Annotated in this window: 19 protein-coding genes and 1 riboswitch; of the genes, 9 read left to right on the top strand and 10 right to left on the bottom strand. The window is 68.1% G+C overall.

Annotated features, from left to right (window positions below):
- The first annotated feature begins 181 nt into the window (after positions 1 to 181).
- Both DTA22_RS31475 and DTA22_RS31470 read left to right on the top strand, forming a co-directional pair.
- Positions 182 to 883, top strand: coding sequence for a YciI family protein (locus DTA22_RS31475; RefSeq protein ID WP_112302040.1), 702 nt, complete (start codon positions 182 to 184; stop codon positions 881 to 883).
- Entirely contained in the window at positions 883 to 2,118 is a 1,236-nt protein-coding gene (locus DTA22_RS31470) for an RNA polymerase sigma factor (protein WP_112302039.1), read from the top strand. Before DTA22_RS31475 ends, DTA22_RS31470 begins: the two co-directional genes overlap by 1 nt.
- On the opposite strand, the gene DTA22_RS31465 is transcribed toward DTA22_RS31470, so the two are convergent.
- The 4 genes from DTA22_RS31465 to DTA22_RS31450 are packed head-to-tail and all read right to left on the bottom strand — an operon-like array spanning position 2,115 to position 6,281.
- Complete coding sequence (locus DTA22_RS31465; RefSeq protein WP_112302038.1) at positions 2,115 to 3,140, bottom strand: agmatine deiminase family protein; 1,026 nt, start codon at positions 3,138 to 3,140, stop codon at positions 2,115 to 2,117. The genes DTA22_RS31470 and DTA22_RS31465 overlap by 4 nt on opposite strands.
- Positions 3,137 to 4,135: a nitrilase-related carbon-nitrogen hydrolase gene (locus tag DTA22_RS31460; protein ID WP_037242364.1), complete on the bottom strand. Its 999-nt coding sequence runs from the start codon at positions 4,133 to 4,135 to the stop codon at positions 3,137 to 3,139. The genes DTA22_RS31465 and DTA22_RS31460 overlap by 4 nt, the downstream gene beginning before the upstream one ends.
- 2 nt (positions 4,136 to 4,137) lie before the next feature.
- Positions 4,138 to 4,776, bottom strand: coding sequence for a TetR/AcrR family transcriptional regulator (locus tag DTA22_RS31455; protein WP_112302037.1), 639 nt, complete (start codon positions 4,774 to 4,776; stop codon positions 4,138 to 4,140).
- 23 nt (positions 4,777 to 4,799) lie between these two features.
- Positions 4,800 to 6,281 carry a purine-cytosine permease family protein gene (locus tag DTA22_RS31450; protein WP_112302111.1) on the bottom strand — a complete coding sequence of 494 codons (1,482 nt, stop codon included), beginning with the start codon at positions 6,279 to 6,281 and terminating at the stop codon, positions 4,800 to 4,802.
- Positions 6,282 to 6,576: 295 nt separating this feature from the next.
- Between DTA22_RS31450 and DTA22_RS31445 the strand changes: the two genes are divergently transcribed.
- From DTA22_RS31445 to DTA22_RS31435, 4 genes are all read left to right on the top strand, one after another.
- On the top strand, positions 6,577 to 7,824 hold the full coding sequence (locus DTA22_RS31445; protein WP_112302036.1) for an MlaD family protein: 1,248 nt from the start codon (positions 6,577 to 6,579) through the stop codon (positions 7,822 to 7,824).
- A gap of 80 nt (positions 7,825 to 7,904) precedes the next feature.
- Positions 7,905 to 8,019, top strand: a riboswitch (SAM riboswitch).
- A gap of 51 nt (positions 8,020 to 8,070) precedes the next feature.
- Positions 8,071 to 9,366, top strand: a complete 1,296-nt coding sequence (locus DTA22_RS31440) for an aminotransferase class V-fold PLP-dependent enzyme (protein ID WP_112302035.1) — start codon at positions 8,071 to 8,073, stop codon at positions 9,364 to 9,366.
- Between the two features lie 4 nt (positions 9,367 to 9,370).
- On the top strand, positions 9,371 to 9,463 hold the full coding sequence (locus DTA22_RS37225; protein ID WP_368680942.1) for a putative leader peptide: 93 nt from the start codon (positions 9,371 to 9,373) through the stop codon (positions 9,461 to 9,463).
- A 49-nt stretch (positions 9,464 to 9,512) separates the two neighbouring features.
- Positions 9,513 to 10,139 carry an LLM class oxidoreductase gene (locus tag DTA22_RS31435; protein ID WP_037242358.1) on the top strand — a complete coding sequence of 209 codons (627 nt, stop codon included), beginning with the start codon at positions 9,513 to 9,515 and terminating at the stop codon, positions 10,137 to 10,139.
- 5 nt (positions 10,140 to 10,144) lie between these two features.
- Here the strand turns inward: DTA22_RS31435 and DTA22_RS31430 are convergent, their stop codons facing one another.
- From DTA22_RS31430 to DTA22_RS31420, 3 genes are all read right to left on the bottom strand, one after another.
- The gene (locus DTA22_RS31430; RefSeq protein WP_370184656.1) at positions 10,145 to 10,654 is read right to left on the bottom strand and encodes a flavin reductase family protein; all 510 of its coding nucleotides are present in this window, start codon (positions 10,652 to 10,654) and stop codon (positions 10,145 to 10,147) included.
- Positions 10,655 to 10,833: 179 nt separating this feature from the next.
- Positions 10,834 to 11,307 carry a YbaK/EbsC family protein gene (locus DTA22_RS31425; RefSeq protein ID WP_005244991.1) on the bottom strand — a complete coding sequence of 158 codons (474 nt, stop codon included), beginning with the start codon at positions 11,305 to 11,307 and terminating at the stop codon, positions 10,834 to 10,836.
- Between the two features lie 34 nt (positions 11,308 to 11,341).
- A complete protein-coding gene (locus DTA22_RS31420) occupies positions 11,342 to 12,433 on the bottom strand; it encodes an ABC-2 transporter permease (RefSeq protein WP_112302033.1) in 1,092 nt (363 codons plus the stop codon).
- Positions 12,434 to 12,557: 124 nt separating this feature from the next.
- Here DTA22_RS31420 and DTA22_RS31415 point away from each other — a divergent pair, with 124 nt between their 5' ends.
- A complete protein-coding gene (locus DTA22_RS31415; protein WP_112302032.1) occupies positions 12,558 to 13,136 on the top strand; it encodes a TetR/AcrR family transcriptional regulator in 579 nt (192 codons plus the stop codon).
- Between the two features lie 2 nt (positions 13,137 to 13,138).
- Here the strand turns inward: DTA22_RS31415 and DTA22_RS31410 are convergent, their stop codons facing one another.
- Together DTA22_RS31410 and DTA22_RS31405 are read right to left on the bottom strand one after the other, a co-directional pair.
- Positions 13,139 to 14,206, bottom strand: coding sequence for an alpha/beta fold hydrolase (locus tag DTA22_RS31410; protein ID WP_112302031.1), 1,068 nt, complete (start codon positions 14,204 to 14,206; stop codon positions 13,139 to 13,141).
- A gap of 75 nt (positions 14,207 to 14,281) precedes the next feature.
- Positions 14,282 to 15,601, bottom strand: coding sequence for an FAD-dependent oxidoreductase (locus DTA22_RS31405; protein WP_112302030.1), 1,320 nt, complete (start codon positions 15,599 to 15,601; stop codon positions 14,282 to 14,284).
- A gap of 82 nt (positions 15,602 to 15,683) precedes the next feature.
- On the opposite strand from DTA22_RS31405, the gene DTA22_RS31400 reads away from it, so the two are divergent.
- Both DTA22_RS31400 and DTA22_RS31395 read left to right on the top strand, forming a co-directional pair.
- Complete coding sequence (locus DTA22_RS31400) at positions 15,684 to 16,514, top strand: crotonase/enoyl-CoA hydratase family protein (protein ID WP_112302029.1); 831 nt, start codon at positions 15,684 to 15,686, stop codon at positions 16,512 to 16,514.
- Positions 16,515 to 16,631: 117 nt separating this feature from the next.
- Positions 16,632 to 18,329, top strand: coding sequence for an MDR family MFS transporter (locus tag DTA22_RS31395; protein WP_112302028.1), 1,698 nt, complete (start codon positions 16,632 to 16,634; stop codon positions 18,327 to 18,329).
- A gap of 63 nt (positions 18,330 to 18,392) precedes the next feature.
- Here DTA22_RS31395 and DTA22_RS31390 read toward each other — a convergent pair whose 3' ends face one another.
- Complete coding sequence (locus tag DTA22_RS31390; RefSeq protein WP_037242345.1) at positions 18,393 to 18,884, bottom strand: inorganic diphosphatase; 492 nt, start codon at positions 18,882 to 18,884, stop codon at positions 18,393 to 18,395.
- Between the last annotated feature and the right edge of the window lie 49 nt (positions 18,885 to 18,933).

The following is an 18,933-nucleotide window of genomic DNA, read 5'->3' as shown; positions in this document are numbered from 1 at the left end:
CTCGTTATCTCACGATCAAGTGGCCAGATGGTGAACAGTTGGTGGTCGGTAGGGCTTCTTCGACCATTCTTCACCCGCAGTTGCCGGTTCTCGCACCGCGCATGTAGAAGTTCACTTCTCTTCTTCGTCGTCTGGTCAGAAGGAGCACCCGGGTTCCTTCGATTAGAGGAAGGATGACCTCATGTACTACCTGGCATTGCTGGCGGACGAGAAGAACGCCACCGAGTGGGCACCGGACAGTCCGGAGTTCGCGGTGGCCGTTGCGCGCCACCAGACGTTCACGGAAAGAGCGGGCTCCGCGATCGTCGGAGGTGGTGCCCTGTATCCGAGCGCGGAGGCGGCGACCATCCGGAACGAGGGCGGCCGCACACTGATCACGGACGGTCCGTTCGCGGAGACCGCGGAGGTGATCGGTGGTTTCTACGTCCTCGAGGGACCGGACCTGGACGAGGTGCTGAATGTGGCGCGGCACATCCCCGAGGCGATCATCGAGTTGTGGCCGATGTTCGAGTGGATGCCCGTGACCGATCAGAAAGGCTGCTGGATGGCGCTGCTCCGCGAACCGGTGGCGGCGGCGGTGGCGCCGGGCACACCCCAGTGGGACGAGGGAATGGCCGAGCACGAGAAGTTCGGTCGCCTCGCCGGGTCCGCGGTGCGCGGCGGCGGAGCCCTCTATCCGCCGGACTCCGCGACGACGATCCGCGTCCGGGACGGGGAGCTCCTTCTCACCGACGGCCCCTTCGCCGAGACAGCCGAGGTCGCGAACGGCCTGTACGTGCTCGCGGCCGACGACCGGGAGAGCGCGATCGCGTTGTCGGCGAAGATCCCGGTGACGTCGAAGGGCTGCATCGAACTCCGGCAGATCGTCGCCTACACCGAGTAATGGACGGCGACACGCTGGGCCGCGTCTTCCGGGAGGAGTCCGGTCGGGCGCTGGCGACCGTGGCACGGATGGTCGGCGACCTGTCCCTCGCGGAAGATGCGGTCCAGGAGGCGTTCGCCGAGGCGATCCGCAGCTGGCCGGAGGCGGGGCTGCCGAAGAACCCGGGAGCCTGGATCACGACCGTCGCACGCAACCGGGCCCTGGACCGGTTGCGCCGGGAGTCGTTGCGCGGCGACAAGGAGCACGATGCGGCGCGGCTCGTTCCGCCTCCGGACGAGGAAGAGGTGTGGCCGGTGCGTGACGACCAGTTGCGGCTCATGTTCACGTGCTGCCATCCCGCGCTGTCCCCGGAGTCGCAGGTCGCGTTGACTCTCCGCCTGGTGGCCGGGCTGAGGCCCGCGGAGATCGCCCGGTTGTTCCTTGCCCCGGAACCGACCGTGTCCCAACGGCTCAGCCGCGCGAAGTCGAAGATCCGGACTGCCGGTATCCCCTTCCGGGTCCCGCCCGACCATCTGCTGCCGGAGCGCACCCCGCAGGTGCTCGCCTGCATCTATCTGGTGTTCACCGAGGGCTATTCGGCGACGTCGGGCGACACCGCGATCCGGGACGAACTCTGCGAGGAGGCGCTGCGGCTCGGCCGGTTGCTGTGCGAGCTGATGCCGGACGAGGGTGAGGCGTGGGCGCTGATGGCGCTCATGCTGTTTCACGACAGTAGGCGCGCCCAGCGAACGGACGGCGCGGGCGATCTCGTCGCCCTCGAGGACCAGGACCGTCGGCGCTGGGACCGGGCGAAGATCGAGGAAGGCGTCGTGTGCCTGCGGGCCGCACGGCGCAGGGGAGGCGGTCCGTACAGCGCGCAGGCCACGATCGCGGCCGCCCACGCGACGGCGCCGAACTGGGCGGCCACCGAGTGGAACGCCGTCGTCGCCGGATACGACGAACTCGGGACGTACGGTGACTCACCTGCGGTCCGTCTCAATCACGCTGTCGCAGTGAGCTTCCGCGACGGCCCCGACGCCGGCCTCGCCGAGTTGGACGCACTCGCCGGGGAGCCGAGGCTGGCGCGGACGCACACCGTGCACGCGACGCGCGCCGACCTGCTGCGCCGAGCGGGCAGGCCCGCGGAGGCGAGCGCGGAGTACCGCGCCGCGATCGGCCTGGCGGCGAACGAACCGACCCGGCGATTCCTGGCGAGGCGGCTCGCGGAAGTGGACAGCGAGAACAGTGCCCGCTAGATCCGCCCGCGAGGCTGGTGCTGGGTGATGCAGTGGATGCCGCCGCCCCGCGCGAAGATCTGCCGGGCGTCGACCGTGACGACGCGGCGACCGGGGTAGACGCTCGACAGGATGTCGCGGGCGAGAGCATCGTGGGGGTCGTCGAAGCCGCACGCGATGACGCCGCCGTTGACGACGAGATGATTGATGTAGCTGTAATCCACCCAGCCCTCCTCGTCACGCAGGACCGTCGGGGCAGGCACCTCCACGATCCGCCACGGCGCACCGGAACGGTCACGGCTGTCGGAGAGAACTTTCAGGATCTCGGCGGTCACCTCGTGGTCGGGGTGGGATCGGTCGCGCTGGGAGTGCACGAGAGCCACCCCGGGTGTGGGCAACGCCGCGACGATGTCGACGTGGCCCTTGGTGCCGAACTTCTCGGAATCCCGCGTGAGGCCGCGGGGGAGCCAGACGACGTGCTCGGCGCCGATCGTGCGCGCGAGTTCGGCCTCGACTCCCGCCGCGTCCAGGCCGGGGTTGCGCAGCGGGTCGAGTTGCACGGTCTCGGTGACGAGCACGGTGCCGTGACCGTCGACCTGGATCCCGCCGCCCTCGTTGACCATCGACGACGGGACCGGCTGGGCACCGGACCACCGGGTGACGGCCGCGCCGATCGACCGTTCGCGATCCCAGGTGGCCCACTCCTGTTGTCCCCAGCCGTTGAACGTCCAGTCGACGGCACCGAGGCGGTCGTTCTCGTCGAGGACGAACGTGGGTCCGATGTCGCGCATCCAGGCGTCGTCGAGGGGAGCCTCGACTACATCGACGTCCGGGGACAGGTATTGCCGGGCGACGTCCCGGTCCGCCGGATCGACGACCATGGTGACCGGTTCGAATTCGGCGATCGCGTGGGCGACGGCAGTCCACGCGGTCCGCGCCTCGTGCGCGTCGTCCGCTGTCGCGGTCATCGAGGCCCCGAGGGGTGGGAACGCCATCCACACCCGTTCCTGCGGTTCGGTCTCGCTGGGCATCCGCCAGGTCATGACCGGGTCTCCGCGGCCGATACGGTCGTCGGGAGTCCGTAGGGGTGCTCGTGGTCCACGGGATCCGTCAGCCGGGTGTACGTGTCCGGCCTGCGGGTGGTCAGGAACGGGAAGAGATCGAGCCAGTCCTTCCGCTGATCGAGGTCGAGATCGGCCACCAGGACCGCCTCCTCGTCGCGGGGCGCCGACACGAGCACCCGGCCGTACGGGTCGGAGATGAACGAGGAACCGTAGAAGTCGATGCCGCCCTCGTTGCCGCAGCGGTTCGGGACCACCATGAATGTGCCACTGGTGATGCCGTTTCCGACGATCACGTGCTGCCAGATCGGCTGGGTGTCGAAAGACGGGGCGCTCGGCTCCGACCCGATCGCGGTGGGGTAGACGAGGATCTCGGCGCCGCCGAGTGAATACATCCGCGCGACTTCGGGGAACCACTCGTCCCAGCACGTCGGCAAACCGAGTGCGGCACCGTTCAGTTCGGCGGGGCGGTAGACGGGGTAGGCGTCGTCGGCGGGACCGCCGCGGAAGTAGGTGTCCTCGTAGTAACCGGCGCTGACGGGGATGTGCAGCTTGCGGGTCCGGGAGAGCAGTTCACCGGACGGGGACACGAGGATGGCGGTGTTGAAGCCGAGACCGTCCGGGCCGTCGGCTCGTTCGTAGAGGGAGGCGTGGACGCAGACCCCGTGCCGGGCAGCGGCGGCGGCCGCGAAAGTGTAGGTGGGCCCGGTCGTGAGGTTCTCGGCGTCGCGGCCGGGGGTCCCGGTCGCGCGGGTGTCGGCGGGGTACTTCGACAACGTGAGTTCCGGCAGGAACACCACGGCAGCGCCGAGGGCGGCGGCCTCGCCGATCGCGTCGGTCAGCTCGGTGCGGAGTGCGTCGGCATCGGGACGCCAGCGGTGCTGCACCAGCCCGACCCGCAGCGGCGTGCGGGCGGATTCGGTGAAGCGCGCCGGTGAGGACGGAGCGGGCAGTGCGGTGATCGTGCGAATGGTCATCGTTATTCCTTCGGTCTGGATGTGATGGGGGTGTCGGAAATGTGGTGGGTCGGATCGGAGTGGTGGGTGGGCTCGGACATCACGACGTCGATCGCGCCGAGCAGATGGGAGCGGGCGTCCTCGGTGGAGATCTCCTTGCAGAGCCACCGCCCGGACAGGCCCTCCACGAGGGCGGTCATGGTGACCGCGGTGCGCCGGGGGTCGAGGGAGGGGGCGATCTCACCGGTGCCCTGCGCCTGCGCGATCGCGTCGGCGATCTCCGACACCCACGCGGCGGTGGTCCGTGCGAGGGGTTCCCGCAAGGCCTCCTCGTACACGGCGGATGCGCGTAACTCGTTCCAGGCCAGCGAGTTCTCCACGACCTCGGGACGGTCCTGGATCTCGCCGAGGAGGGAGCGGGTGAGGCGGTCGCGGGCGGAGTCGCCGGATCCCTCGCCCTCGCCGCGGTAGGCGCGGGCACGGTCGTTGATGTAGTTCAGGGCGGCCTCGAGGAGGCCGATGCGATCCTTGAAGTGGTAGTACAGCAGGCCCGGCGACACGCCCGCGACCTCCGCGACATCGTTGACGCGAAGCCCGCGGATGCCTCGTTGGGCAATGGCTGTCGCGCTGGCCTTCAGAATCGCATCGCGTCGCTCGCTCATCGGTGAATCTCCTTCGTGTCGTCCTAGGACGTCGGCGCCTCGACCGGGGCCACGTGTTCGGGCCACAGTCGCAGCGCGACGAGGTAGCCGGCCACGGCGATGGCCGACGATCCGACAAGACTGACATCGACACCGTGCGCGATGTCGGCAAGGGGCCCGGAGTACAGCGACGTGTCGACGGCGAGGACGCCGAACACGGATCCGGCCGCCCACGGGATGACGGCGCGCAGGTTCCACCCGCCGGTGAACCAGTAGCGCCCACCCCTGCGGCCCAGATTGAAGACCTGGAGGTCGACGGCGTCGTACTGCCCTCGCCGCGCAACCAGGAAGCCGGCGACGTTGATCGCCACCCACGGCGCGGCGAAACCGTTGAGCACCAAGGTCATCGCGGTGATCGAATCGACGGCGTCGACGACGAACACGCCGATGTAGAGCAGGGCGACCGCGAGCGCCGACGTGATCAGCGTGGTGTGGACGCGGCGCAACCGGGGGATCAGCGCTTCCAGATCGAGACCGCTGGCGTAGACGTTGAGGACGCCCTGGCCGAGTCCTCCTGCGAGGGCGACGAGGACGATCGGCAGCACGTACCAACCGGGCGCCTCCGCCACCAGGTGGGCAACGTAGGAGTCGCTCAGCGTGGTGAACGTCGACGCGGTGAACGATCCGAAAGCCGCGGTCAGGAACAGCCCGAAGAAGATGCCTGCCATCGTGGCCGCGACGATCGTACGGTCGCTGAACCGCACCCGGGAGATCCGCCTGCTGTAGTCGCCGAGCGTCGGGGCGTACGACAGCGGACCGCCGACGGCGAGCACCACGGCCAGAATCCAGGTGGGCCAGAACCCGCCGAGGAGATAGTCGCCGCTGCCCGCTCCGCCGTCGAAGCGACCCGCGAATGCGAAGACACCGAGCAGGAGCAGCGCGGCGACGACGGGCAGCACGAACTTCTGGAGCGCGACCACCGTGCCGTGGCCGAACAGCGCGACGGCCACGATCTCGGCGGCGATGATGCCGTAACCCAGGGCGAGCATGCCGTTGTCGACCGGCGTGCCGAGCAGGCGGTGGGCGGCCGCGATCAGCGCGTCACCCGAGGTCCAGACCGCGATCGCGGCGTATGCGAGGGCGAAGAGCAGGGTGAGCCCCGAGCCGATCATCCGTCCGCTCACTCCGAAGTGCGCACCACTCGACACGGTGTTGTTCGTGCCGGTGCGCGGGCCCAGAAGTGACAGAGGGGCGATGAGGAGCGTGCCGAGTCCGATGCCGACCGCGCTGGCCGCGATCGCACTGCCGAACCCGAGTCCGAACGTGATCGGGAGCCAGCCGAACACGATCACCGAGAACGCCAGGTTGCCGCCAAAGAATACGGCGAGCATGTTGAGCGGTCGCGAATCGCGTTCCGCTTCGGGGATGTACTCCACGCCGATCGTCTCGACGTGTCCGAAACGGTCCTCCGGAGGGGAGGGGGCGGTGTCGTCGAGGGGCGTCGTCGGGTCGAGATTCGTGGACACTGCGGACCTCACATTCTCGGCGGAGGTGACCGTCATCACGTCCTGTTGAGTACTGAAGATATTCCAAACTGAAAATTCAGTCAAGACCTTCGGGTGACGTGCACCACCGAGGGCGGTGCGGAGTTTGCGCTGCTACAGCTACCGGACTAGATATATGTGTAACTGCTCGTCTCATGTATCCCTCTGCCATCGGAGTGCCTGTGCCTGTCGCTGCCATCAACAGTCGTTTCGCGAATCGGTGCCGGCTCGCCGCAGCGGGGACGGCGTCCGCTCGACGCCGGATCGAGGGTGGACGGTGAGGTCGCCGCTCGTCCGGTGGCAGCTGATCGGATTCGTTCTCGTGGCCCTCATGGGCCTCGTCTACGTGGGTGCGAATTACGTGCGCCTCGACAATCTCCTCGGCTTCGGCGAATACACGGTGAACCTCGAGTTGGAGACGTCGGGCGGCATCTTCACCAACGCGGAAGTCACGTACCGCGGCGTGCCGGTCGGCCGCGTCGGGGACATGTCCCTGACCGCGGACGGCGTCGTCGTCGAATTGAGAATCGACTCGAGCGCGCCCGGCATTCCCGCGTCCGCGAAAGCCCTCGTGGCGAACAGGTCGGCGATCGGCGAGCAGTACGTCGACCTTCAGCCCGCCACCGATCGCGGGCCGTTCCTGGCGAACGGGTCCCGTATCGCCGCCGAGGATGCGTCGACGCCGGTGCCCGTCGAAGAGTTGCTTGCCGGCACGCAGGGATTGACGGAATCCGTGCCGATCGACGCGCTCCACACGGTCGTGACGGAACTCGGCGCGGCGTTCGACGGCAAGGGTGAAGACCTGCAATCACTCGCGGATTCGTTCTCCGGGCTGTCGGCATCGGGCGCCGAATCACTCGATCGGACAATGGCTTTGGTGCGAGACAGTCGCGCAGTGCTGGACACGCAGTCCGAACAGTCCTCTGCAATCAGGGACTTCAGTGCCGATCTGGACTCGCTTGCGGATCGGCTGCGCAGCAGCGACCCCGACGTCCGGCGGCTGATCGACAACGGAAACTCGGCGAGTGATCAACTGGGGCAACTCGTCTCGGCGGTCGCACCGGGTGTCACGACGAACCTCGCCAACCTGTCCGCCACGACGAAGGCGATCGCGGTGCAGGCCACGGCCCTGCAGACCCTGTTCGTGTACCTGCCGGGGGTGGCGGCGGCGTCGTCGACCATTGCGCCCGGCGACGGAACCGTTCACCTGGGCCTGGTGGCCGAGACCAACAATCCGCCGTCGTGCACCGTCGGCTACGAGGGCACCCAGGCGATCCTCGAGGAGATGAAGCGGAAGGACCCGAACTTCGACGACACGCAGCAGGACTTCCCGCAGAACACCGCGGCGTCCTGCGCGGCTCCGCAGGGCAGTCTCACCGGCGTCCGCAGTGCGAACCGGATCGTGTTCGGCGACCCCGCCACCGTGCAGCCGTGGGACTCGAAGCCGAAGAAGGACCCGAACAGGCTGGACCTCAACCCGATTGCGAACCAGCTCGCCCCGCTCCTCGGGGTGACCCCCAACTGACGCGGGTTCTTGCGCCCGGATGCCGGACCCTCCCGGGTTCGGGTTGACAACCGCGCGTCGATCCTGCAATCTTCGAAACAGGTCACGAGTACCAGCGTCAAGCCCCGGCTAGCTGGTCGGCAACCCTCCACCGCGGCGGGGTGCTCCGGGTGACGACCAGGCTGAGGTTCATACCGAACCCGGCAAGCGCGGACTCCGAGAGGGCACCGACCCTGCGACGAGTCCCTGACTACGAGGGATGTCGTGATGACTGCTGTATTGACCGCTGACGTGTGTGTTGCCCCCCTGGCCCAGGTTTCGGGCTCCGACCTGCGGGTTCCGCTCGTTCAGGGCGGCGACTGCGCCTACGTCAACTTCGACTACGCCGCCAGTGCCCCGGCGTTGGCGCAGGTGACCGACCGAATCGCGGCACTGCTTCCGACGTACTCCAGCGTGCACCGCGGCGCCGGCTACGCGTCGCGAGTGTCGACCGAGTGCTACGAGAAGGCCCGCGACTCGGTCGCCCGGTTCGTCGGAGCAGGCGAGGACCAGGTGGTGGTCTTCACCCGCAACACGACCGACTCGCTGAATCTGCTCGCCGGCTGCGTCCCCGGCAGCACCGTGGTCCTCGACATCGAGCATCATGCGAACCTGCTGCCGTGGAAGAACTCTCGCGTCGTGAGGGCGGCGGACACGCTGGACGAGACGGTCCGCCTGCTCGTCGCCGAACTGTGCTCCAAGCCCACCGCCCTACTCGCGGTGACGGGTGCGTCCAACGTGACAGGCGAGGTGCTGCCCATCGCCACCCTCGCCGAGGTGGCGCATCGTTGCGGCGCACGGATTCTCGTCGACGCCGCTCAGCTTGCACCGCACCGCCGCATCGATGTCGAGGAGTGGGGCGTCGACTACCTCGCATTCTCCGGACACAAGTTGTATGCCCCCTTCGGCTCGGGCGTGCTGGTCGGCCGCCGGGACTGGCTCGACGCCGCCGAGCCCTACCTCGCGGGCGGCGGAGCAGTCCGGAACGTGACCGTCGAATCCACCCAGTGGGCGCCCGCCCCTGCCCGGCACGAGGCGGGAACCCCCAACGTGCTCGGCGCGGCGGCGCTCGCCGCCGCGTGCGATGCGCTGTCCGAGCTGGACTTCGGCACGGTGGCCGAACACGAGGCGGCGCTCACCGGCCGGCTCCTCGACGGCCTCGGCTCCGTCGACGGCCTGGAGTTCCTGCGGCTGTGGTCGGACGCCCCCGACACCGTGGGGATCGTGACGTTCACGATCGACGGGTTCGAGCCGGGAGAGATCGCCGCCTACCTGTCCGCCGAACACGGAATCGGAGTTCGCGACGGGCGTTTCTGCGCCCATCCGCTGCTGGGACGCCTCGGCAGGCCCGACGGCGCCGTGCGGGTGAGTGTGGGTCTCGGAAGCTGCTCCGAGGACGTGGATCGGCTGGTCGACGCGGTGCGCACTCTGGTGGCGGGGCGTCGGAGCTGGACCTACGCCAACGAGAGCGGCCAGTGGAATCCGGTGCCGGAGACACGTTTTTCGCAGGACGCGCTAGTATGACCGCATGGCATCGCAGGCTGGGAGCACAATGATTGCTCACTGGTGCCGTCGGCATGTCGATCTGTGCCGAACCGCCTCGGGTATGTGTTCGAGCTGACCGTTCTTCCAGCTCCGTTTCATTCACACGTCATTCCCGAGGAACCCCTATGTCTCGAGACAATGCCTTCGTTTCCCGTCCCCTCCGCGTCGCCGTCGAACTGACCGGATCGGGCCACCACCCGGCGGCCGAGGGCGCCGCAGGCACGCGGCCGATCAACGGTGCGGACTACTGGGTGGACCTGACCGCCGACTCGACGGATCAGCTCGACCTCACATCGTTCCCGCCGAACGTCGTTCGGATCCGGGCATCCGATCTGCGTGAGGCGCAGCAGGAACGCGCGCGGATCCGCGCCGAACTCGTCGCCGACGGTCGCGACCCCGACGGCGTCACCGTCCTGGTGGACCTCGAGGTGCTCATCGCCGGAGAGGCCCGCGCCGCACGCAAGGAGCTGGCCCTCCTCGACAGCGCCCTGGAGACACCGCGTGCTCCGGTGTCGTTGCAGTACATCGGAACTCCGGTCGGCCTCGCCGGACTCATCGCCGACATCCAGGCGGCAGGCGTCGCCGACGGTGTGACCCTGCTGCCGCTGTCGCTGCCCAGGGTTCTGGAGCAGCTCGTCGACGGCACCCTCCCGTGGCTGGAGGAGCGCGGTCTCGTCACCTCCGCCGACGCCGTCGACGAAGCGCTGCGTCGCTTCGAGCTCCCCCTCCGCGAGCGGGTGCTGGCGTCCTGACCAGGTCAGCTGCCGTTGTTCGCTGAGCCGAGCGGAGTGGGCCGGTAGTACCGGCCTTCGTGATACAGCAGGGGAGCCGAAGCGGAATCGTCGTCTGCCTCGGCATGGACGCGGGTGACGAGGCCGATGACGAGCGTGTGATCGCCGACGGGAATCAACTGGTCCACGATGACCCGCAACCAGCTGGGAGTTCCGTGGAGGACCGGTTCGCCGGTGTCGAGTCGCGCCCAGAGGGACACGTCGGCGAACCGCTGGTCGGCGCTTCGGGAGAATCGCTGAGCCAGGTGCTGCTGGTGCTCTCCGAGAAGGTGGATCACCAGCGAATCCGCGGAATGAAGTGCATCGATGCTGGACGACGTGTTCGCGATGTTGAACGACACCAACGGCGGGTCCAGTGAGACGGAGGAGAACGAGGACGCGGTGAAGCCGACCGGGCCGGACCCCGAGTCGAGGGTCACGATGGTGACCCCGGCCGGGTGACGGCGGAGGGCTGCGCGGTAGTCGTCCGCGCAGATTCCGGGGGCGAGTTGAGGGTCGCGGGGGAGGTCCGAACCATCGACGGTTTCGGCGTTCTCGGCTCTGTCGGACAAATCATTCTCCGGGTCGGCCCGTCTGGGCACTGTGTCATTCTCGTTCACGTCACTCTCGTTCACGAGATCTGACGTCAACTATAGGGGCGTGGACCGACCGGGATTCAGTCGACGTCGATCGCCAGGCCCGCGGTGATCCGCACCAACTCTGAGAACGACGTGCGGAAGACGGTGTCCGGGTGGCCGGCGGCCGCCCACAGTTCCGCGTACTCGGACAGGGCGTTGTCGACGTACGTCGGAAGGTTCGTGGGATGTCCGAGCGGGGCGATACCCCCGATCGGCTGGCCGGTGGCGATCCGCACCATGTCGAGGGGTGCCCGGGTCAGATTTCCCTGCAGGCGCTTGCCCGTGTTCGCCAGATCCACCTCGTGCGCCCCCGACACCAGGAGCAGGATCGGATCGTCGTCCAGGAGGAACACCAGCGACTTGGTGATGGCCCCGATGTCGACCCCCAGAGACTCCGCCGCCTCCGCCGCGGAGTGGGTGGAGTCGGGCTGGGTCACGATCACCCCGTGGTGTCCCCGCGCGATCAGAGTCTCGGCGACATGCGCGGCGTGGGGGTGCAGGGGCGTCGGCATGAACCAAGAGTAGGTCCATTCCTCCGGTACGACATCAAGAAGCGTCGTCCGACACGACATCGGAACGGGGCGTAGTCGATTCCGGCTTCCGGAGGCGCCGGACGGTGAACCCGAACAGCAGTCCGAGCCCGACCGCCGAGTAGAGCGCGAGGACGAGGGCGGGCTGCCCCAGTCCGACGTCGTCGAAGTACACGATGCTGCGAATTCCCTCGGTGCCCGCGCCCGGGGTGATCCAGCGTCCGATGGCCGCGTAGAAGGCGGGGATGACGTTCGAACCGAACGCACCGCCGGCGCTGGGATTGCCGAGAATGACGAAGACGGCGATCGCGAGGGGCACTGCGAGGATGCCGACCGAGGCGCGCAACCCCAGTGTGAACACGGCGGTGCCGAAGACGACACCTGTTCCGAGAAGCCACAGCGGGAACCAGTGGCCTGCGAACGTGCCGAGCACGTGAGTGGTGATCAGGGCGCCGAGGGCACCGGACAGCACGGCGTACCCGAACAGGACAGCCGTGTGCACGGAGGCCTGACGCAGGGTCCGCGGGGCGCCGATGAACAGGCCGATCGCCGCCGCGAGCAGGTAGCCGCCGACCACCCATCCGACCGCCAGATAGAAACCGGACAGTCCGCGGTTGTCGTGCGCGCCTACCGGAATTTCGTCGCGCACCGTGAACTGGCGACCTTGGCTGTTCTCCACCTCCGCGAAGACCGATTCGAGCGCGCTGGAAATCGAGCTGCCGCCTGCACTCGCCGTGATCAGGGTGTCGGGGCCGACGGGATTCATGACGAATGCGCCCTGGATCTCACGGTCGTGGAGGAGTCGCCGGGCCTCCACGGTGTCCGAGACGACACGGGCGCGCAGCGGCCTGCCGTCGATCGCATCGAGCCGGTCGGCGACCTGCTGGTCCGTGCCTGCGGGCAGTCCCTCCGCCGCGACGACACCGATCTCGATGTCGCGGGGTGTGGGCTGATGGAACGCGGCCACGTAGCTGAGGATGAAGCCGAGCTGGAGGAGGAGAACGCCGAAGACCAGCGCGACCATCACCCTGGGAGCGCCGTACTTCGACACCGGACTGTCGTGGTGCACGGGAGCCGGGGTGGGGGATTCGCTGTCGGTCATGGTCATCGGACGTCCTCGATCCTTGTCGATACCGTAGGTATTGAATACCCTAGGTATCGTGACTGAAGATCGTCAACCGGACAGTCGTCACACCGAATGGGCGCCGACGACGCGTCCCGGTCGTGATGTCGTGCGTCAGCGCCTCCTCGACGCGGCGGCGGAGGAATTCGCGGAGCGGGGCTTCAGCGCGGCCAGGCTCGCCGAGGTCGCGCGCCGGGCCGGGTTCACCAAGGGGGCGGTCTACTCGAACTTCGAGTCGAAGCAGGACCTGTTCGCCGAACTCTTCGCGGCGCGCTCACTCGAACTGGCGGGACGGGTCCTCGCCGAGATCGCCGGCCTGAACCCGTCGGACGCCGCGGGCAAAGGCGGCGAGGCCATAGCGTCGTGGATGGTGCGCGAGCCGGGCTGGTCATTGCTGGTGCTCGAATTCGGCGTGCTCGCCGCACGTGACCCGCAGATCGCCCAGGCGTACCTGCGGGAGCGGCGGCAACTGCGGGGAAAGCTCGTCGAACTGATCGGTGAACGCGCACGGGAGTGGGGGGTCGACGACACGTTCGACGTCCGCACCACGGCCATCTCGCTGATGGCCCTCATCTCCGGCCTCGTGCTCGAACACTCCGTCGACCCCGAGGAAGTGGATCAGTCGACGATGGGCGCCGCGGTCACCGCACTGTTCGCGGGGGCCGTCGCGAGGGCCGGGCTGACCTGATCTCAGGCGGTCTGTGCGACGACACCGTCGAGGAAGCCGTCGATGTGGGCCCACGTGGACTCCTTGGCCTTCGGGCCCGCGACAAGTCCGAGGTGGCTGCCCGGAGCGGACTCGAACCGCACCGACGGAGAACCGGTGAAGACGTCCGTCGCCGCCCGGACCGACGGGATCGGCGCGATGACGTCCTCGGTGCCGCCGATCGCGAGAACCGGCACCGCGAGATCGGCCAGCGTGATCGCACCGTTCCGGGTATCGAAGCTCCCCGCGGCGAGCGTGTTCCCGAGGATCAGCTCGGTGCAGACCTGGCGGAAGAACCGGGCCGGATAACCCGGCATGTCGGCCATGAACCGGTCGATGGACTCCATCCGCGCGAGGGTCTCGGTGTCGTGCAGGTTCCGGGCGATGAACCACGGCTTGGTGAGCTCGCGCTGAAGTGCGGTGAAGCGGTAGCTCGCCTGGACCAGCGGCGCGGGCAGCCCGCCCATCGCCCGCGTCGCGGTCGTGAGGGGGCGATCGCCGGTGAACCGGCCGACCATGCGCAGCGGCGCGATCATGGTCACCGACTCGTAGTCGATCGGCGTGCCGATCGCCGTCACCGAGCCGATCGGCAGATAGTTTCGGCCCGCAGCCGTGAGCAGCGACATCGTTCCCCCGAGACTCCAGCCGATCAGGTCGACGGGTGCACCGTCGTGGAGTCGGGACACGCGGTCGACGGCCGCCGGGATGAAGTCGTCGATCCAATCCTCGAATCCGAGGCCGCGGTCGGAGTAGCCCATGGTGCCGTAGTCGAGGAGATACGCCGCCTTCCCAGAATCGGCGAGGTGTGCGGCCAGGCTCTGGCCCGGACGGAGGTCGAAGCAGTGTGCGGGCGCCGCGAGCGGGGGCACGAGGAGGACGGGCCGGCCGCCGTCGGTCTCGGTGGTGTCGAATCGGTACAGGTCCTGATGGGGAGCCTCGTGGATGCGCGTCGACGGGGTTCGCTGGACCGGCGCGACTCCGCCGCCGAAGGACAGTCGCCAGGCGTTGCGGGTGAGCGTGTTCAGCGTCGGGTTCCAGGCTATGTCGAGCACGGATTTCCTCTCGTGGCGGCGCAGATCCTTCAGGTATCTGTGACGTCAACATACAGGTAATCTCGCGGTCGTCCGTCAGCGGGCGGCGAGCAGAACCCGCAGCACCGTCGCCGGCCGGAGCAGCGTCCCCGGACGCTCGAGAAGATGCGTCACCCGGAGGAACGCGGACCCCACCGCCGGGTCGACGGCCGCCGCCCGATCGAGCCGGGACGTGTACGCATTGACCAACCGGACCCGCGCCGACCGCCGTCCGGGCACGGCCGGAATCCGGAGGTCGTTGTCGACGGTGAGGGTCCACGCGGCATCGATGCACCGGTTCGCCCCGCGGAGAAACCGGCGAGCGAGATGCGTCCGACTCGACCGCAGGCAGTCCCGCAGGATCGTCGCCTCCACCGCGGCGACGCTCATGCCCTGGCCGTAGATCGGGTTGAACGAGCAGATGGCGTCCGCGAACGGCAGATAATTCGACGGCAGATCGTCCGCGGAATAGTGCCGCCGGACCGTCGTCGGGATTCGGTACCGCACGCCGTCGTCCACCGGCTCGGCCGTGCGAAGTGCGTCGTACATGTCCGGGGCGGGGAACGACTTCACGAAGTCGAGGAATCCGTCCGGATCCAGTGGCGGCACGTCGTCCCCGTACCCGGCGAGAGTGACGATCCAGGTGCCGTCCTCCTGCACACCCATGAATCCACTGCGCGGACTCGACGGTCCCGGCGCCATCCCGATGCCGGAATCCCCGTCCAGGTGCGGCGGGTCGAGCCGGAAGTGCCTCGTTGCGTAGCTGACGTCCACTGCCAGCTGCGACTCGGCCGGTGGCGCGAACCCCAGCTCGCCGAGCCGGGCGACACCCTGCGAACTACGGCCGGACGAGTCCACGACGAGATCGGTCTCGACGACCTCCGGTGGGACACCACCCCGGTGCTGCACGGTCACCCCGGTCACCCGCTCGCCGTCGACGATCAGACCCGTGACGTCGGAACGGTCCAGTATCCGCACATTCGGCAGGGCCTCGACCCGCCTGCGCATCTGCCACTCCACGAGCGGCCTGCTCGCGAGAATGCCGGGGACCCCACTGATCTCGCGGGCCATCCGATGCCCGTCGACGATCCACCGGATGTCGCCCAGCGCGTCGCCCGCGGTGGCGCCGAGGGTCAGGAGTTCGGACACGAACCCCGGCAGGAGGTCCTCCATCGCGGCCTGCCCACCGGCGAGAAGCGCGTGCACGTGCCGGGCCTGCGGCACGCACCTGCGCGCGGTGGCCGTATCGGGCAGGACGTCGCGGTCGAGGACGACGACGCTCCGGAACGAGCCGGTGAGAGCCGCCGCGGCAAGCAGTCCCCCCATTCCGGCGCCGACGACTACGGCGTTGCCAACCGGGGTCGTCCGGTGCGTCATGGCGGCTGTCCGTTCACAAGACGGTGCAGAGACCTCCAGGGTATTTCGCCTGACCTCGAACAGCGGTGGTTACTCTTGAGTAATGACCGAACAGAAGACCTGGAATGCGTTCACCGTCGAGCGCAAGGATCACGTCGCGCAGGTGACGCTCATCGGACCCGGAAAAGGCAACGCGATGGGCCCGGATTTCTGGAGCGAGCTCCCCGAGATCTTCCGTGAACTCGACACCGATCCGGACGTGCGCGCGGTGGTGATCGCCGGCTCCGGCAAGAACTTCTCCTTCGGTCTGGACCTGCCCGCCATGAGCGGCAGCTTCGGCTCCGTCCTCGCGGACAAGGCGCAGGCCGGCCCGCGTACCGCGTTCCACGACATGATCAAGCGGATGCAGTCCGGCATCAACGCGGTCGCCGACTGCCGCAAACCGGTGGTCGCGGCCATCCAGGGCTGGTGCATCGGCGGCGGCGTCGACCTGATCTCCGCGTGCGACATCCGCTACGCCAGCACCGACGCGAAGTTCAGCATCCGTGAGGTCAAGGTCGCGATCGTCGCCGACATGGGCAGCTTCGCCAGGCTTCCCGCCATCATCGGCGACGGTCATCTGCGGGAACTCGCGCTCACCGGCAAGGACATCGACTCCGGGCGCGCCGAGAAGATCGGTCTCGTCAACGGCGTCTTCGCGGACGCCGACGCCGTCCTCGCCGCCGCGCAGGAGACCGCGGCCGAGATCGCGGCGAACCCGCCGCTCGTCGTCCACGGCATCAAGGACGTCCTCGACCACTCCCGCGCGGCCGCCGTCGACGACAGCCTGCGCTACGTGGCCGCGTGGAACGCCGCGTTCCTGCCGTCGCAGGACCTGACCGAGGCGATCACCGCCGTCTTCGAGAAGCGCGCCCCCGAATTCACCGGCGAATAAACCGTCCGTCGGTACAGCCGCACTTCCGGAACGGGTGCGGTTGTACCGGTCGCAGAGGATTATCCGCAGGTAAAGCCCAGTTCATCAGTTGCCCGAAACCTCGCCGCGCTCGCATACTTGCGGACTACAAGTAAACGACAGCGCAGCGAGGAAACAGTGTCGAATTCGGTCGAAACGCCGGTGGCCTACACCCACCGGCAGATCCTGGCTGTACTCAGTGGATTGATGCTCGGTATGTTCCTCGCCGCGCTCGATCAGACGATCGTGGCAACGGCGATCCGGACCATCGCCGACGACCTCGACGGGTACTCGCTGCAGGCGTGGGCAACCACCGCGTACCTCGTCACCGCGACCCTGGCGACGCCGCTCTACGGCAAACTGTCCGATATCTACGGCCGCAAGCCGTTCTTCATGTTCGCGATCACGGTGTTCGTGATCGGCTCCGTCCTGTGCACGTTCTCGACGTCGATGTACGTGCTCGCGGCCTTCCGCGCGGTCCAGGGACTCGGCGCCGGCGGTCTGTTCTCGTTGGCGCTCACCATCATCGGCGACATCGTCTCCCCACGTGAACGGGCCAAGTACCAGGGCTACTTCCTGGCCGTGTTCGGTACGTCCAGCGTCCTCGGCCCGGTCCTCGGCGGCGTGTTCGCCGGACAGGACGAGATCCTCGGAATCGACGGCTGGCGTTGGGTTTTCCTCGTCAACGTGCCGGTGGGGCTGGTCGCGCTCACCGTCGTCTCCCGCGTGCTGCACCTCCCGCGACGACCGAGCGGAAGCCGGCGGATCGACTGGTGGGGCGCGATCGCCCTCGCGGTGGGTGTGGTGCCGTTGCTCGTCGTCGCCGAACAGGGGCACAGTTGGGGATGGGGCAGCTCGAAGTCGTTGGTGTGCTACGTGATCGGCGTCATCGGTGTGCTGGCCTTCGTGCTCGTGGAACTGGCGATGAAGGACGACGCGCTCATCCCGATGCGCTTCTTCCGCAACAGCACGTTCGCGCTCGGCGTCGTGATCAGTCTCGTCGTGGGCGCTGTCATGTTCGGCGGCATCACCCTGCTACCGCAGTACCTGCAGGTGGTGAAGGGCTCGAGCCCCACCCTGGCCGGGTTCCAGATCCTGCCGATGGTCCTCGGGCTCATGGCCGGTTCGGTGGTCAGCGGACAGATGATCTCGCGGACCGGGCGGTACCGGTACTTCCCGATCCTGGGCACCGCCCTGATCGTGGTCGGCGCGTTCCTGCTGCACACGCTGGCCGCCGACACCCCGATGCCCGTCGTGATGGTGTTCATGCTGATCCTCGGACTCGGTCTCGGAAACCTGATGCAGCCCCTCACCCTCGCCATTCAGAACGCGCTGCCCCCGCAGGACATGGGGGTGTCGACCGGAGCGGCCACGTTCTTCCGGCAGATCGGCGGCACCGCCGGCGTCGCGATCTTCCTGTCGATCCTCTTCTCCCGCCTCACCCCGGCCATCGGTGAGCGAGTGACGGCCGCCGCAGGCACACCCGACTTCCGTCGAGCCGTGGTGGCAGCCGCACAGAGCAACGACCCCGCCGAGGCCGCCATGGGGCGGGGGATCCTCAGCCCCGACCACGCCGGAGTCAGCGGAGTCCTCACGGACAGCTCGGTGATCGGGAAACTCGACGACGTGCTGGCCCTGCCCTTCCGCGAAGGATTCGCCGACGCCATCGGTTCCGTCTTCCTCAGCGTGTCGATTCTCGCGGTCGTCGCCTTCGTCCTCACCGTGCTGTGGAAGGAAGTACCCCTCCGCAGCGAGTCCGGACTCCAGGCCGCGGCGCGGGGAGCCGCGGAGGAGTGAGACGACAACGGCGCCCGACCCCGAAACCGGAGTTGGACGCCGTTGGCGTAAACGGCGAACCGCTCAGTGCCCGCCGTTGTCCTTCAGACGCTTGAACGAAGCCTCGACCTCGGCCGTCGCCTCGGCGAGCCCGACCCAGTCGGCGGCCTCGACGTGCTTGCCCGGCTCGAGGTCCTTGTAGTGGACGAAGAAGTGCTTGATGGCGTCCAGTTCGAACTGCGGGACGTCCCCGATGTCCTGGATGTGATCCCAGCGCGGGTCGCCGGCCGGCACACACAGAACCTTGTCGTCGCCGCCGGCCTCGTCGACCATCTTGAACATGCCGACGGGACGTGCCTCGACGATGACGCCGGGGAACACGGACTCGGGGAGCAGGACCAGCGCGTCCAGCGGGTCGCCGTCCTCGCCGAGGGTGTTCTCGATGAAGCCGTAGTCGGCCGGGTAGCCGAACGCGGTGTAGAGGTAGCGGTCCAGCTTCACGCGACCGGTCACGTGGTCGACCTCGTACTTGTTTCGCTGACCCTTGGGGATCTCGATGGTGACGTCGAACTCCACGCCGATTCCTCGCTGTCGTGTCGATGATGATTCGGGGAGAGGATATCGG

Source organism: Rhodococcus wratislaviensis, from assembly GCF_900455735.1.
GTDB classification, from domain to species: Bacteria; Actinomycetota; Actinomycetes; order Mycobacteriales; family Mycobacteriaceae; genus Rhodococcus_F; species Rhodococcus_F wratislaviensis.
This window is presented reverse-complemented; position numbering and strand designations above follow the sequence as displayed.

Bases quoted from the DNA above. Each gene is read 5' to 3' on its own strand.
- DTA22_RS31420 (WP_112302033.1), bottom strand. From the start codon at position 12,433: ATGACCATGACCGACAGCGAATCCCCCACCCCGGCTCCCGTGCACCAC.
- DTA22_RS37225 (WP_368680942.1), top strand. From the start codon at position 9,371: ATGGCATCGCAGGCTGGGAGCACAATGATTGCTCACTGGTGCCGTCGG.
- DTA22_RS31465 (WP_112302038.1), bottom strand. From the start codon at position 3,140: ATGACCTGGCGGATGCCCAGCGAGACCGAACCGCAGGAACGGGTGTGG.
- DTA22_RS31440 (WP_112302035.1), top strand. From the start codon at position 8,071: ATGACTGCTGTATTGACCGCTGACGTGTGTGTTGCCCCCCTGGCCCAG.
- DTA22_RS31460 (WP_037242364.1), bottom strand. From the start codon at position 4,135: ATGACCATTCGCACGATCACCGCACTGCCCGCTCCGTCCTCACCGGCG.
- DTA22_RS31455 (WP_112302037.1), bottom strand. From the start codon at position 4,776: ATGAGCGAGCGACGCGATGCGATTCTGAAGGCCAGCGCGACAGCCATT.
- DTA22_RS31405 (WP_112302030.1), bottom strand. From the start codon at position 15,601: ATGACGCACCGGACGACCCCGGTTGGCAACGCCGTAGTCGTCGGCGCC.
- DTA22_RS31435 (WP_037242358.1), top strand. From the start codon at position 9,513: ATGTCTCGAGACAATGCCTTCGTTTCCCGTCCCCTCCGCGTCGCCGTC.
- DTA22_RS31470 (WP_112302039.1), top strand. From the start codon at position 883: ATGGACGGCGACACGCTGGGCCGCGTCTTCCGGGAGGAGTCCGGTCGG.
- DTA22_RS31425 (WP_005244991.1), bottom strand. From the start codon at position 11,307: ATGCCGACGCCCCTGCACCCCCACGCCGCGCATGTCGCCGAGACTCTG.
- DTA22_RS31400 (WP_112302029.1), top strand. From the start codon at position 15,684: ATGACCGAACAGAAGACCTGGAATGCGTTCACCGTCGAGCGCAAGGAT.
- DTA22_RS31475 (WP_112302040.1), top strand. From the start codon at position 182: ATGTACTACCTGGCATTGCTGGCGGACGAGAAGAACGCCACCGAGTGG.